Annotated in this window: 11 protein-coding genes and 3 tRNA genes; 1 reads left to right on the top strand and 13 read right to left on the bottom strand. The window is 34.0% G+C overall.

Annotated elements, in window-relative coordinates; genetic code table 11:
* The 11 genes from G540_RS06755 to G540_RS0100355 all read right to left on the bottom strand — a co-directional run.
* A partial coding sequence (locus tag G540_RS06755) for a DUF1542 domain-containing protein (RefSeq protein WP_035463412.1) occupies positions 1–2,193 on the bottom strand: 2,193 nt, incomplete at its 3' end.
* Positions 2,194–2,252: 59 nt separating this feature from the next.
* Positions 2,253–3,194, bottom strand: a complete 942-nt coding sequence (locus G540_RS0100400; protein WP_027106373.1) for a KxYKxGKxW signal peptide domain-containing protein — start codon at positions 3,192–3,194, stop codon at positions 2,253–2,255.
* Positions 3,195–3,373: 179 nt separating this feature from the next.
* Positions 3,374–3,841, bottom strand: coding sequence for an SsrA-binding protein SmpB (gene smpB, locus G540_RS0100395; protein WP_027106372.1), 468 nt, complete (start codon positions 3,839–3,841; stop codon positions 3,374–3,376).
* A gap of 20 nt (positions 3,842–3,861) precedes the next feature.
* Positions 3,862–6,204 carry a ribonuclease R gene (rnr, locus tag G540_RS0100390; RefSeq protein WP_027106371.1) on the bottom strand — a complete coding sequence of 781 codons (2,343 nt, stop codon included), beginning with the start codon at positions 6,202–6,204 and terminating at the stop codon, positions 3,862–3,864.
* A gap of 117 nt (positions 6,205–6,321) precedes the next feature.
* On the bottom strand, positions 6,322–6,558 hold the full coding sequence (secG, locus tag G540_RS0100385) for a preprotein translocase subunit SecG (RefSeq protein ID WP_027106370.1): 237 nt from the start codon (positions 6,556–6,558) through the stop codon (positions 6,322–6,324).
* A gap of 78 nt (positions 6,559–6,636) precedes the next feature.
* The gene (locus G540_RS0100380) at positions 6,637–8,193 is read right to left on the bottom strand and encodes a ClC family H(+)/Cl(-) exchange transporter (RefSeq protein WP_027106369.1); all 1,557 of its coding nucleotides are present in this window, start codon (positions 8,191–8,193) and stop codon (positions 6,637–6,639) included.
* Positions 8,194–8,284: 91 nt separating this feature from the next.
* Positions 8,285–9,610, bottom strand: a complete 1,326-nt coding sequence (gene eno, locus G540_RS0100375; RefSeq protein WP_027106368.1) for a phosphopyruvate hydratase — start codon at positions 9,608–9,610, stop codon at positions 8,285–8,287.
* A 107-nt stretch (positions 9,611–9,717) separates the two neighbouring features.
* Positions 9,718–10,473 carry a triose-phosphate isomerase gene (gene tpiA, locus G540_RS0100370; RefSeq protein ID WP_027106367.1) on the bottom strand — a complete coding sequence of 252 codons (756 nt, stop codon included), beginning with the start codon at positions 10,471–10,473 and terminating at the stop codon, positions 9,718–9,720.
* Positions 10,474–10,536: 63 nt separating this feature from the next.
* Complete coding sequence (locus G540_RS0100365) at positions 10,537–11,739, bottom strand: phosphoglycerate kinase (RefSeq protein WP_027106366.1); 1,203 nt, start codon at positions 11,737–11,739, stop codon at positions 10,537–10,539.
* A gap of 107 nt (positions 11,740–11,846) precedes the next feature.
* A complete protein-coding gene (gene gap / locus G540_RS0100360; protein WP_027106365.1) occupies positions 11,847–12,860 on the bottom strand; it encodes a type I glyceraldehyde-3-phosphate dehydrogenase in 1,014 nt (337 codons plus the stop codon).
* A gap of 68 nt (positions 12,861–12,928) precedes the next feature.
* Positions 12,929–13,957, bottom strand: a complete 1,029-nt coding sequence (locus G540_RS0100355; RefSeq protein WP_027106364.1) for a sugar-binding transcriptional regulator — start codon at positions 13,955–13,957, stop codon at positions 12,929–12,931.
* Between the two features lie 301 nt (positions 13,958–14,258).
* On the opposite strand from G540_RS0100355, the gene G540_RS0100350 reads away from it, so the two are divergent.
* A tRNA-Arg gene (locus G540_RS0100350) sits at positions 14,259–14,330 on the top strand.
* Positions 14,331–14,494: 164 nt separating this feature from the next.
* Here G540_RS0100350 and G540_RS0100345 read toward each other — a convergent pair.
* Both G540_RS0100345 and G540_RS0100340 read right to left on the bottom strand, forming a co-directional pair.
* Positions 14,495–14,567, bottom strand: a tRNA-Asp gene (locus tag G540_RS0100345).
* Between the two features lie 2 nt (positions 14,568–14,569).
* Positions 14,570–14,643 (bottom strand) — tRNA-Met (locus G540_RS0100340).
* Between the last annotated feature and the right edge of the window lie 7 nt (positions 14,644–14,650).

The raw sequence follows: 14,650 nt of genomic DNA, 5'->3' as shown, positions 1-14,650 counted from the left end.
CTTAGATGAATCTAAGTCTTGCGCTGCTTTCACAATTTGATCAATTGTTGTTTCGCCTTTACTTTGTTCACTAGCTACTTCATCTTTAGTTGCTTTATCGATTGCCGCATTTGCTTCTGTGACTGCTTGGTCAACTTCAGCTGCTTTAGCTTTCTTGTCGGCTTCTGTTAGATCTTTCAAGCCGGCAATTGTTGCTTTTGCTTCTTTTGCTTTATCCGCAATTGCTTGTTTGGCTTCAGTCTTAGCCGCATCTAATTCTTTAGCCGCTGTTACAACTTGATCGATTGCTGATTTTCCAGCTTCTGTAGCTGTTTCAACATCAGATTTTGTTGCTTTTTCAATTGCCGCATTTGCTTCTGTGACCGCTTGGTCAACTTCAGCTGTTTTGGCTTTCTTGTCGAATTCTGTTAGATCTTTCAAGCCATTAATTGTTGCTTTTGCTGCTTTTGCTTTATCCGCAATTGCTTGTTTCGCTGCTGCCTTAGCCGCATCCAATTCTTTAGCCGCTGTTACAACTTGATCGATTGCTGTTTCGCCTTTACTTTGTTCACCAGCTACTTGATCTTTGGTTGCTTTATCGATTGCTTCATTTGCTTTTGTGACCGCTTGGTCAACTGCGTCTGCTTTAGCTTGCTTATCTGCTTCCGTTAAATCTTTCAAGCCATTAATTGTTGCTTTTGCTGCTTTTGCTTTATCCGCAATTGCTTGTTTCGCTGCTGTCTTAGATTCAGCTAATGCTTTTTCTGCTTGTTCAGCTTCTTCTTGTTGAGCTTGATTTAACAAAGCCTTAATAGCATTAATCCCTTTTGTTTTTTCAGTAGTAATTTGTGTTAATTCTTTAGCTTGATCAATTTTATCTGTTGTTTCTTCTGTAATCTTTGTAATTTTAGCACTTATTTCACTTTGTTTAGTACTATCCAAATATTTCATATTTTGAACAATCATATGGGCATTATTACTTACTTCTTCTAATTCTTCTTTAGCACCCTCTTGTTCATTTTGGAATTGAGCCTTTTTCACAATATCATTAATAACTTGAATTTTTTCATCAATATATGCAGTAGCTTTGTCTTTTACTATCCCAGATTCACTAACTGCTTGTAATTTTTGCTCTAATTCCAGATATACATTATCAATATTGGTTAAATGTTGCTTTTTAATACTATAGTTAGGACCTGTCAAATATTTCAAATCATTAATTTTACGTTGAGCTTCACTTACTGCTTGACCTAATTTTGTTAATAAGTTTTCACCTAATTTAACTTGCTCATCATATTTCTTAACAATTCCCTTAACATCTGTAATTTTTAAAGCATTTTCAATCTTTGTACGATATTTAGCTGTCATCACAGCTGTAATAGCAAGATAATCTGGATATTTCTCTTTTGATACATTATTTTGTAAAACTTGTTTAAATTCAGTATATAGTTTATTAAGTTGTGCTAATTGAATTCTTTTTACATTTTTTAATTTAGCAGCTTTAAATTCCTGTTCAATATCATCTTTAATACCTTTATAGTTATTACTTAAATCGGTAGTAATGGTCCCAACGTTTGTAAAAGCTTTTATATCCGCAAGCGCTTTTTTGTATAAAACTTCCATCTTATCTAAATATGCTTTTTTCTCTGCAGCTGTTAATTTAGAAAGTTTATTCATATTTCGGCTATACACTGCAAATACTTGTTCAACATTCGCGAAACCTTTTATTTTAGGAATTTCTAACATTGCATGATCTAAGATATTACAAATCTTTGCTATATCATTGCTTTGATTAATATCCGCAAGTGCTTTTTCACTTATTCGCCGCACATCTTCTTGATATTGCTTTTTAACTTCACTAGTAATTTTAGTTTTATCTTTAATGACTTTTTGCACATAATTTGTTTTTATTTTAATTCGTTTAATAGCCAAATCTCTAATCATATTATCAACGTTTTTAAGTTGTTCTTGAGATCGTTGACGAAGAACTTCTATCTGATTTTTTGTAACACACAGAATCAACTCTTTTTTGATTAAGTTTTCCAAATTAATTAAGCTGTTATTAATTTTATCTATAATATGAGTTGGTATACTTTTAGCTGTATTTAATGCCTGGATTTTACTTTCAATTGCACTATGAACCTGATTTTTGAAAGATTGTTTTTGATTTCTTAATTGTAAATCTAAATTTTGATTCAATAGATCAGCATACATTGTATCCAAACCATTTAATTGTCCATAACAATAATATGCTGTTGTATCCTTCTTTAACTCTAATAATGATGCTGATAATAATTTTCAACTGTATTTTTATAAGTTGAAATTTCAGCTTCTGTCAAATCAGTTAATTTAACATTTAAGTGACCTAACATTTCATTACGAAGTTTTAACATCTGTTCAGCGATTAATCCTTTTAATCGTTCTAAACTTTCTACACCACTTAATTCTGCACGTCGCACAATTTCAGCAAATCGTTTTTCATATGCTAAAACCGTTTGTTGAATTGTTTGAATATCTTCCAAATTTTCAATTTCTTTTTGAGCTTTTTGTTGCTCTTCTTCAAGCCCTTTTTCATATTTTGACTTATCAGACAAGTTACTAATTTTATTTAATTTTTGTTGTTCTAACTTAACTGCTTTATTAATTTTTTCAATAGCAACTTTACGTTCTTCTTTTAATTGTTCACTTGATTTAAACTCATCTTGAGCTGAAGTAATTAAATCGTTAAACTTTGTCGCAATATCATTCTCAATATTTTTAACATCATATAGTGATGTTGCTTTTGCAATTTTTCCTTTAATTCTAGTTTCTAAAGTAACAATTTTTTGTTGATATTTTTGTTTTAATGTTTCATTATAATCAAAAATAGCCGTTGTCGCATCACTAACCTTATCTGTTAGTAATGCCGTAACTATACCTTTTGCATAATCCACAGCCATTTTATCCATATCTAATGTATCTTGATCATTGTCTTTTAACACTACTTCTTTGGACTCTTGCAAATCTTGACTCGTTAAACGATTTGTATTATCTTTTTCTAAAATAATTTGTTTCTTATCATTTACTTGCTCAATTTGATCTGCATTAACAGTTAAACTATTCGTAAATACACCTAATCCACTGGCTAGCATAATGGTTGTAATTGTACTGAACAGCCAATTTTTACCAGATTTATACATGCGATAATGTTGTTTACTTTCGTCTATTTTCTTCATATAATCCCCCTGTAAATTAAACCCTAAACAATGTTGATATTTTTATACAATTAGTACAATTATATCATATATAATTTTTTAATTTCTTTATATTAAGAAAAATATTATATACATTTTGTAAGTTTTGTTGCACAAAAAAAGACTACTTTAATCTAGGATAGATTAAAGTAGTCTGATATTTAATAATTTTTCAAAGCACGTTGAATTTCACGTTCTTGATCTTTACGTTTTAATGTTTCGCGTTTATCGTAATCATGTTTACCTTTAGCTACACCAATTAAAACTTTTGCATAACCATTTTTGATATACACTTTTAAAGGAACTAACGTAATACCTTTATTTTGTGTTTCACTAGCTAAACGAATAATTTCTTTACGGTGTAACAGTAACTTACGATTTCGTAATGGATCATGATTAAATTGATTACCTTGTTCATATGGTGAAATATGCACATTAGCTAACCAAGCTTCTCCATTTCTAATTTGAGCATAACCATCTTTTAAATTAATCCGACTCGCGCGAATTGATTTAATTTCAGTACCGGTTAAAGCAATCCCTGCTTCTACCGTACTCAAAATATGATAATCATGACTTGCTTTACGATTTTGTGCTAAAGGACGATCAAATTTTTGTGGTTTTTTTGCCATTAATTGACAACTCCTTTACCTTAACGTCTTTTGGTTCTTCGTTGTTGTGGTTTTTTACCATGTTTAAAAGATGGTTTATTAGAACGTGAACGATTATTATTACGATTACGTTGACCAGATTGACCATTCCGTTTATTTTGCGGACGTCCGTTATTATTCTTGTCACCATATTTTTTCAATAAATTAGTTTTCGGAATATCATCTGTTGCTACTAATTTGAAATCAATTTCTTTTTGTTCAGCATTAACATTAACTAACTTAACTTTAATCGGTTGTCCAATACGATACGTATGTTTCGTACGACGACCAACTAACGCTAAATGTTTTTCTAAAAATTCATAATAATCATCATCTAAAGCACTAATATGAATTAAACCTTCAATTGTATTATCTAAAGCCACAAACATCCCGAATTTTGTTACTGAACTAACAACAGCATCAAATGTTTCCCCAACATGATCTTGCATAAATTCAGCTTTTTTCATAGCATCTGTATCGCGTTCGGCATCGATTGCACGCCGTTCTGTCTTAGAACTATGATCTGTAATTTCAGCTAAAGCTGCCCGATATTTTTCTTGTGCTTCTTCTGAAGTACCATTTTCATTATAAAAACGAATCAAACGGTGCACCATTAAATCCGGATAACGACGAATTGGTGAAGTGAAGTGTGTATAATCTGTAGCCGCTAAACCAAAGTGTCCTAATGGTTGATCAGAATATTTAGCTTGTTGCATGGAACGTAATAACATAGTTGAAATCATTGCTTCTTCTGGTTTACCCGCAACTTTTTTCAAAATACCTTGTAACATTTTTGGTTGCACATTAGTACTCTTACCTGTTACTTCGACACCAAATGTGGAAAGTAATTCAAAGAATGATTTAATCTTTTCTTCTTTTGGTGTTTCGTGTGTCCGATAAACAAATGGTACATGTAAATCAGTATAATGTTTAGCCACCGTTTCATTAGCAGCTAACATAAATGATTCAATCATTCGTTCACTTGTTCCCCGTTCACGAATTTGAATATCAATTGGGTGACCAGCTTCATCAACGATAATTTTTGCTTCACGATCTTCAAATTCAATCGCACCACGTTGTTTTCTTTTCTTCAACAGAATTTTATGCAATTCTTTCATATCTCTAAACATTGGGACTAAAGCTGCATAACGTTCAATCATTTTTTGATCATCAGATTCTAAAATCTTGTTAATTGCTTTATATGTCATTCTTTCCGTAGAACGAATCACACTTGGGAAAATTTTATGATTTACAAATTCACCTTGTGGAGTAATTTCCATTTCACAAGTCATCGCCAAACGTTCAACATGTGGATTCAAAGAACAAATTCCATTAGAAAGTTTTGGTGGTAACATTGGGATTACTCGATCTGTTAAATAAACAGATGTTCCCCGATGCAACGCTTCTTTATCTAAAGGTGTTCCTGGTTGAACATAATGAGAAACATCGGCAATATGAACGCCTAAATGATAGTTACCATTTGGTAATTTCCACACGTTAACTGCATCATCTAAGTCTTTAGATTCAATACTATCAATAGTTACTAAGTCTTGTTCTGTTAAATCAACACGACCTACTTTTTCTTCTTCTGTAACTTCATTCGGAATCTGTGCAACTTGTTCCATCACTGCATCCGGAAATTCAGTTGGAATATCATGTTGATACACAATTTGTAAAATATCCATTCCCGGATCATTCACATTTCCGATAACTTTTAAAGCCACACCTTCTAAAGTATCACCTTGTGTTTCTTCTGGATAAGCTGTGATATCAGCTAAAATAACTTCTCCACTAACTGGATGAAGTCCTTTATCAGTTACTAAAAATTGATACTTAGCTAGTTTCTTATCTTTTAATTTAACGGAACCAATCACTCCAGCTCCTAAAGTTGGATCAGCTTGAAATTCACCCACAACTTGACTTAATGAGTGACTTAAAATTTTAACAATTTTACCTTCTGGACTCCGCCCTTGTTTTTCATCGCCTAAAGAAGTTAATTTAACTTCCACTTCATCACCATTTAAAGCTGATTTTGTTTGTGTTGGATTAACAAAAACATCAGGCTTTTCAGGATCAATTGTGACAAAACCAAATCCCCGATCATTGGCATGAAAAACGCCTGGATATGTTGCTTTTTCTGTTTTTTCGGGCTGCATAAATGCCCCATTTTCATCTAAACTAATTTGATGATCATGTTCTAATTGTGCTAAAGCTTGCACAACAAATTTAAATTGTCCCGCTTGATCCATACCAAGTTGCTTTACAATTTCTTTAACTGTAAATGCTTGATTTGGATTTTTTGCGAAAAATGCTAGTAATGCTTGTTTTAATTTTTCTTTTTCCATAAATTCCTCTTTTTACTTAAAATTCTTCTTTTTATCTATAATTTCTCTATTTATCTGTCTATTATGATTTTTTATTAAAAAAACCTCCTGAATTATGCAGGAGGTTTCCATATCAGATTAATGTGATGAAATGTAAACTAACGCTAAAGATAGCACAAAAAATACTAAACCTAGAACAGTTGTTACTTTTTGCATAAATGCTTCAAATCCTCGAGGTTTTTGTTTACTAAATAATTCACTTGCACCACCCGAAAATGAGCTGGCAGCATCATCAGTTTTAGCTGGTTGCATCATTACCGCGATAATAATCAACACAGATGTAATCAATAATAGTGTTAAGAGTGTTTTGTACAAAATGTACCCTCCTCACTCGCTTTATAATATATCTATTCTAATTTAGCACATATTATAACATTTTTCCAGTTTCAACTTTTAATTCTCGACCATTTTATTAGTAATTGTTGATATTTTTTCACGAACATGACATCGATTAGCGTGTGTCGTTAACACAACTAATGTATCACCACTATGAATCAATGTATCACCATGTGGTATTGTATCTTTTTCACCACGACGAATTGATATTAATAAACATGTATCTGGCCATTTAATATCACGAACTTGTTTACCTTGAATATATGATCCAGCAAAAACCGGAATTTCTAAACGATCACTATAATCACCTTGAACTTCTTTGTGATCTTTTTTCAATAAACGACTTAACATTGCTTCATAGATTGGAGCTCCACCTAATAAATCAACTACGGCATACGCTGTTAAAGTTACTACTGCTAATGGCATTAAATGATGTAAAGATCCCACCATTTCTGTAATCAAGAGGATAGCTGTAAAAGGCGCTTTACCAATTCCGGCAAAATATCCCGACATCGAATAAATGACAAAATCCACAACTAAATATTGAGGTAATAATCCCATATCAACCATAAACCGTCCATAAATGGCACCTAAAATAGCTCCTAAAGTTAAGATTGGTAAGAAAATACCACCTGGTAAGCCAGTCCCATAACACACTGTTGAAAAAACAATTCTTAAAACAAATATTCCTAATAAGGTCATTAAACCTACTGGTAAATCAACCGCATTAATAATTAATCCATTCCCACCACCTAAAGATAATGGTAAAAATAATCCAATCGGAATAATTAACAATAATGGAATAATCGAACGATATTGCTCTGGTAAAAATTTGATTTTATCATAAATTTTAGATGAATTTAAAGTCATATATTGATATAACAATCCTAATAACCCTAAGAAAATCCCAACTAATAATAAATGCCAATAATATTTTAAAGGAAAAACTCGACTAGGTGCCATTTTCAAGACAGGTTCTAATCCAAAGAAATTCATCGAAATATAATTAGACGACACAGCTGATGCTAAAGCTGTTGTCCAAATTAATGGTGAAAAATTATGATAAACTTCTTCTAGCACAAATAATGTCCCTGCAATTGGTGCATTAAACGCCGCTGATAAACCAGCAGCAGAACCACCTGCAATTAAGACCCGTTTGGCAGATCCTCGTTTTTTCGTTAAATCTGCAAATCCATGACCTAAGGCTGCACCTAATTGAATAGATGGACCTTCACGACCTAAAAATAGACCAGAGCCAATTCCTAAGACCCCACCAATCCATTTCCGCCATAAAACAGACCACCAATTCATTTCTAATTCTCCAGCGAGTTGACCTTCAACTTGTGGAATACCAGAACCTTTAATATTTGGATCAGCTTTGATTAATTTCCCGGTAATAAAAGAAATTACAATCATTAAACCTACCCATAAAACAATATATTGTGGTTTTTGTCCCATAATATGGTAACTCCATTTAACAAAATCCATCATTTTTTCAATTGTTAAACGGAACAAACTAACTACAACCCCTACAATAACACCTAATACTAATCCCTTAATAATAAACGAAAAGCGCGCAAAATTTAAAAAATAGCGTTTGGTGATTCGTTTCATCAGTCTTAACTCCTCACTTGAATTCTTATATGTAAATAAAACAAGAGACCAATGTTGGTCTCTTGTCCTTGTTTCTCAGCTGATCGCTAAATTATTTGTTCATAATGTTTTGACGAGCTTGTTCGCTTAAGTTGTAGAATGAGTTAATACCTTTGTATTCTGCAACTTGGCTTGTCAAGTTATCTTCAATACGCATTAATTGGTTGTATTTAGCAATACGGTCTGTACGGCTCAATGAACCTGTCTTAATTTGGCCAGCATTTGTAGCAACTACTAAGTCAGCAATTGTTGTATCTTCTGTTTCACCTGAACGGTGGGAAACAACAGCTGTATAGCCTGCTTCTTTAGCCATTTCAATAGCTTCTAATGTTTCTGTTAAAGTACCGATTTGGTTAACTTTGATAAGGATTGAGTTAGCAACACCTAACTTGATACCTTTACGTAGGTAATCTGTGTTTGTAACATATAAGTCATCACCAACAAGTTGAACTTTGTCACCAAGACGTTCTGTTAACATTTGCCAACCTTCCCAATCGTTTTCATCTAAACCGTCTTCGATTGAGATAACTGGGTATTTATCAACGATTTTTTCTAAGTAGTCGATAAATTCTTCTGTTGTTAAAGCTTTACCTTCTGCAGTTAATTCATACATACCTGTTTCAGCATTGTAGAATTCGGAAGCAGCAGCATCACAAGCAATTGCAATATCTGTACCAGCTTTGTAGCCAGCGCGTTCAATAGCTTCAACTAAAAGTTCAAATGGTTCTTCGTTTGTGTTTAAGTTGTTTGGTGCGAAACCACCTTCATCACCAACTGATGTTAATTCACCACGTTCTGCAAGAATACCACTTAAGCTATGGAATGTTTCAGCACCCATACGGATAGCTTCTTTGATGCTTTTAGCACCAATAGGCATAATCATAAATTCTTGGAAATCAACTTTGTTATTTGCATGTTCACCACCATTGATAACGTTCATCATTGGTGTTGGTAAAACGTGAGCATTGAATCCGCCGATATAGTTGTATAAAGGAACACCTAATTCAGCTGCTGCTGCACGAGCTACAGCGATTGAGACTGCTAAGATAGCGTTAGCACCTAATTTACCTTTGTTAGGTGTACCATCTAAAGCGATCATTTCTTTATCGATAGCTACTTGATCTGTAACTTCCATACCGATAATGTTTTTAGCAATAACTGTGTTAACATTATCAACTGCTTTTGTAACACCTTTACCTAAATAACGTGATTTATCGCCATCACGTAATTCAACAGCTTCGTGTTCACCTGTAGAAGCACCAGAAGGAACGATTCCGCGACCGAAACCACCTAATTCTGTATAAACTTCTGCTTCAAGTGTTGGGTTACCACGGGAGTCTAAGACTTCGCGTGCATAAATTTCTGTAATTGCTGACATAATATTTTTTCTCTCCTTTGAGTTTGTTTACTTGAGAAATATGTCTCAAGCTCATTTTATAGTTTTTATGCAAAAGTTGCAATTAAAACAAATAAGTTTTTAAGTGATTAGTTTTGGTAATTTACTAATGCTAAAAATGATTCTGGAACTAAAGAAGCTCCACCAACTAAACCACCATCAATGTTTGGTTTAGCCATTAATTCTTTAACGTTAGCTGGTTTTACTGAACCACCATATTGAATACGAACTTGATCGGCAACTTCTTGACCATAAAGACCAGCAACAGTTTCACGTACAACTGCACAGATTTCTTCTGCTTGATCAGATGTAGCTGTTTTACCTGTTCCGATTGCCCAAATTGGTTCATATGCAATAACTAATTTAGCAACTTGATCAGCTGTTAAATCTTTCAAAGCAGCTGTAACTTGAGCTTTCACCCATTCTTCTGCTTTGCCAGCTTCTCTTGTTTCTAATGTTTCACCACAACAAACGATTGGTGTCATTTCATTTGCAAAAATAGCATGAGCTTTTTTGTTAATATCTTCATCTGTTTCATGGAAATATTCACGACGTTCAGAGTGACCGATGATTACATAATCAACGCCCATTTCATTTAAAACTTTTGGAGATGTTTCTCCTGTGAAAGCACCTTGATCTTCAAAGTAGCAATTTTCAGCTGCAACTTTTAATTCAGAACCTTCAGCAGCTGCAAGTAAAGCAGGTAAATCAACAGCAGGTGCTGCAATTACGGATTCTACTTGGCTAGCTTTTGGTAATTGATCTTTAACAGCTTTCACAAATTCTGTAGTTTGAACTGGATTCATGTTCATTTTCCAGTTACCGGCAATAATAGGTGTACGCATTAATATTCGTCCTTTCGTGTTCACAATAAAAATTAACTATTTTCCAACTAAATGAATTAATTTTTATTTTTCAGAAACAATTTCAATACCTGGTAATTCTTTACCTTCAAGGTATTCTAAGGATGCTCCACCACCTGTTGAAATATGTGATAATTTATCAGCAGCACCTAATTGGTTAACTGCAGCTGTAGAATCACCACCACCAACAATTGTAATTGCATCTGTTAATGTTCCTAAGAATTTAGCAACTTCTAATGTACCTGTAGCAAAATTACTCATTTCAAAGACACCCATTGGTCCATTCCAAACAACTGTCTTAGCATCTTTTAAGATACTCTTGAATAATTCGATTGATTTAGGTCCAATATCTAATGATTGGTATCCATCAGGAATGTCACCTTCATTAACTTGTGTTGGTAAATCATTTGAAAAATCTTCAACAATAATGTTATCAATTGGTAATACTAATTTATCACCAGCTTCTTCCATTAATTGTTTAGCTAATTCAATTTTATCTTCTTCAACTAAAGAATCACCAATTTTAATGCCTTTAGCAGCAAAGAATGTATATGCCATACCACCAGCAACAATAACTTTATCAGCTTTTGTTAATAAGTTTTGGATAACTCCAATCTTATCGGAAACTTTTGCTCCACCTAAGATAGCAACAAATGGATGTTGTGGATTATCAACTGCATTTCCTAAAAATTCGATTTCTTTTTCTAAAAGATATCCAGCAGCTACAGGTTTTCCTTCTGCTTTCATGTTAGTTGCAATACCAACATTAGAAGCATGTGAACGGTGTGCTGTACCAAATGCATCATTTACAAAAACATCACCTAATGATGCCCAGTATTGACCTAATTCAGCGTCGTTACCTGATTCTTTTTTACCATCAACATCTTCAAAACGTGTGTTTTCCACAATTAAAACATCACCATCTTGCATATTAGCAACAGCTGTTTCTAATTGTGCCCCGCGTGTTGTTGGAACAAATGTAACTGGTTTTTGTAATAAATCAGCTAAGTGTTCTGCAATTGGACGAAGTGATAATTTAGCTTTATCTTCTTCTTTTTTTACACGTCCTAAGTGAGAAAGTAAAATTGCTTTCCCGCCATTGTTGATTACATATTCGATTGTTGGCAAAGCTGCCTTCATTCGATTGTCATCAGTAATTACGCCATCTTTCATTGGAACGTTGAAATCAACGCGAATTAACACGTCTTTTCCTTTAACATCTAAATCTGAAACAATAAGTTTAGCCATGTATAGCAAACCTCCATTTATTATTAAAACAAAAGGCGAGAGGAGCTTAACTCCTCCCGCCTCAACAACTTGCTATGCTGTTTTCAAATAAGCTTGACGCCTAATTCTTAAAGTAAGCTTGCAAATTTTTCTAATGTACGGATCATTTGAGCTGTAAAACCAGCTTCGTTATCGTACCATGCAACAACTTTAACTACTTGGCCTTCGCCTTCACCAACAACTTGTGTTTGTGTAGGATCGAATACAGAACCAAATGTTGTTCCGATGATATCTGAAGATACAATACCGTCAGCATTGTAACCAAATGATGCGTTACCTTCTGTTGTAGCTTTAACAGCTGCATTTACTTCGTCAACTGTAACTTCTTTATCAAGAGATACAACTAATTCTGTTAATGAACCTGTAATAACTGGAACACGTTGTGCATGTCCGTCTAATTTACCATTCAATTCTGGAACAACTAAGCCGATAGCTTTAGCAGCACCTGTTGAATGAGGGATGATGTTTTCTGCAGCTGCACGAGCTGAGCGAACATTACCGCCACGATCTGGAGCATCTTGTAATTTTTGTGTTGCTGTATAAGCATGAATTGTTGTCATTGTACCAGCTTTGATACCAAATGCATCGTTCATTGCTTTAGCAAGTGGAGCTAAACAGTTTGTTGTACATGATGCAGCAGAAACAATTTTTTTGTCAGCTGTAATTTCATCATCGTTTACACCATAAACGATTGTTGTAATCTTACCTGCTGGTGCAGATACTAAGACACGTTTTGCGCCTGCTTCTAAGTGAGCAGATGCTTTTTCTTCAGATGTGTAGAAACCTGTTGATTCAAGAACTAATTCAACACCATTGTTCTTAACCCAAGGAATATTTTTTGCATCTGGTTCTGCATATACAGGGATTTCTTTACCGTTAATGATAAGAGAATTTTCTGTTGCTGATACTTCACCGTCAAATTGACCATGAGCTGTATCATATTTTAATAAATGAGCTAACATTGCTGGAGATGTTAAATCATTAATTGCAACTACCTCTAAATCTTCTGATGTAGCATAGATACGACGTAATGCTAAACGACCAATACGACCAAAACCATTAATACCAACTTTAGTAGACATACTAAAATTTCCTCCTTTTAGGAAATAAAAATTTATTTTAAACAGTAATGCTTTTTCCTAATTAAACATTACTTTTTTAAAATCGCTCTAGCTGCTCCTTCATCTGTAACTAAACATGTTTGTTTCGGAGCAATCTTCATATATGCAACAATTGCTTGGGCTTTTGCTGATCCACCAGCAACTGCTACGACAGTTTCCATATCCGCGAGATTTTCTAAATTCAATCCGATTTTTGGAATACGATAAATTATTTGTCCGTTTTCATCGAAGAAATAACCAAACGCTTCACCAACCGTATTTTTCTCGCGCATTTTTTCGATAATCTCATCAGGCATATAACGCCGTTCCGCCATACTAATTGCATCACCAATACTGTGAACAACCGCATTGCTTTCTTTGATTAATTGAATAACCTCTTGAACGCCCGGCTCTGTAATTAATGTCCGATAAGTATCTTTACTAACTTGTTCAGGAACATATAACGCACGATGCTTCCCGCCTGTTTTCAAAGCCATTTTCGCACTAATATTATTAGCTTGAATTTCAACTTTTTCACCAAGCCCACCCCTTGCTGGGACGAAAGTTAGTGTTCTTTTCAACGCTAGATCACAAGTCATTTGTTCTGCAACTTGTTCCATCGTTGTACCTCCCATAACAGCAATAATATTATCACCTTTAGGTAGGATTTCTTGTAATAAATCATCTGCAAGCTTACCAATTGCTTCTTTCACAAACTCTTGCTGATCGCTATCTCCAGAAACTATTAAACATTTTTTTATTTCTAAAGTTTCACAGAGTTCTTTTTCGAGCTGACTCAATCCTAATAATTGATCCATCACATTCGTTAAACCAGTAACTGTTTCATTTCCTTTAACAGTTAATATCATTCCCGAACGTGTTGTTACAATTAAATCTTGTCGCCGTAAAAAATCAGTTTCCGTTCGTAGAGCACGTTCACTTATTCCCAAGGTTTGTGCTAAAGATCTTCTACCAACCGGCTCACTAAAAGCAATGTTACGTAAGATATTAAATCTTTGTTCCATCACTTTGATTAAATCAGGCACGATGGTATTAATCAATTTACTTTCTTGGTGCATAATCTCGTCCTCATCTCATCGGGACATTTAACGTCCAACGGTGTCGCTGAACGACCCAGTGATTTTAAAAAAACACGTACAACAACAAATTATATATAATTTGTTCTTATACCGCTTACAGTTATGAGTATAGCAGTCCTCTATTCATTTTGCAAGCAATATCTCACCTGAACTTAATCTTAACCTTTTATTGAGCTTCTTTATCAAGTCTTAAAATATTATAATTTACACGTTTTGCTTTTGAATTCAGCCCTTGTTTTTTTTCTTTTTTTAAGCTATCATATTAAAGTATTGATTAAATGCACCGCTAGTGTAATGGATAGCACGCAAGATTCCGGTTCTTGTAATCAGGGTTCGACTCCCTGGTGGTGCATCTATTTAACAGGAGATAAGCTGAATGCTTATCTCCTGTTTTTTTATTATCTAAACAAAAAAATAGAGTTAACAAGTAACAATACTTATTAACTCTATACTCTAATAAATTTAATTTTCTATACTAAAAAACCATCTCCAAAGAGATGGTAAACATAAGTCACACGGTCCCAACCGGATTTGAACCGGTGATCTCCTGCGTGACAGGCAGGCGTGATAACCCCTACACCATGGGACCAATTGCGGGAATAGGATTTGAACCTATGACCTTCGGGTTATGAGCCCGACGAGCTACCGAGCTGCTCCATCCCGCGATAATAT

This window comes from Ligilactobacillus ceti DSM 22408 (assembly GCF_000423245.1).
Taxonomy (GTDB): domain Bacteria; phylum Bacillota; class Bacilli; order Lactobacillales; family Lactobacillaceae; genus Ligilactobacillus; species Ligilactobacillus ceti.
The sequence above is the reverse complement of the archived record's forward strand: the minus strand, read 5'-3'. Positions and strand labels throughout refer to the sequence as shown.

Excerpts from the sequence above, each read along its gene's own strand:
- G540_RS0100400 (WP_027106373.1), bottom strand. The coding sequence starts at position 3,194 with ATGAAGAAAATAGACGAAAGTAAACAACATTATCGCATGTATAAATCT.
- smpB (WP_027106372.1), bottom strand. The coding sequence starts at position 3,841 with ATGGCAAAAAAACCACAAAAATTTGATCGTCCTTTAGCACAAAATCGT.
- rnr (WP_027106371.1), bottom strand. The coding sequence starts at position 6,204 with ATGGAAAAAGAAAAATTAAAACAAGCATTACTAGCATTTTTCGCAAAA.
- G540_RS0100380 (WP_027106369.1), bottom strand. The coding sequence starts at position 8,193 with ATGAAACGAATCACCAAACGCTATTTTTTAAATTTTGCGCGCTTTTCG.
- eno (WP_027106368.1), bottom strand. The coding sequence starts at position 9,610 with ATGTCAGCAATTACAGAAATTTATGCACGCGAAGTCTTAGACTCCCGT.
- tpiA (WP_027106367.1), bottom strand. The coding sequence starts at position 10,473 with ATGCGTACACCTATTATTGCCGGTAACTGGAAAATGAACATGAATCCA.
- G540_RS0100365 (WP_027106366.1), bottom strand. The coding sequence starts at position 11,739 with ATGGCTAAACTTATTGTTTCAGATTTAGATGTTAAAGGAAAAGACGTG.
- gap (WP_027106365.1), bottom strand. The coding sequence starts at position 12,860 with ATGTCTACTAAAGTTGGTATTAATGGTTTTGGTCGTATTGGTCGTTTA.
- G540_RS0100355 (WP_027106364.1), bottom strand. The coding sequence starts at position 13,957 with ATGCACCAAGAAAGTAAATTGATTAATACCATCGTGCCTGATTTAATC.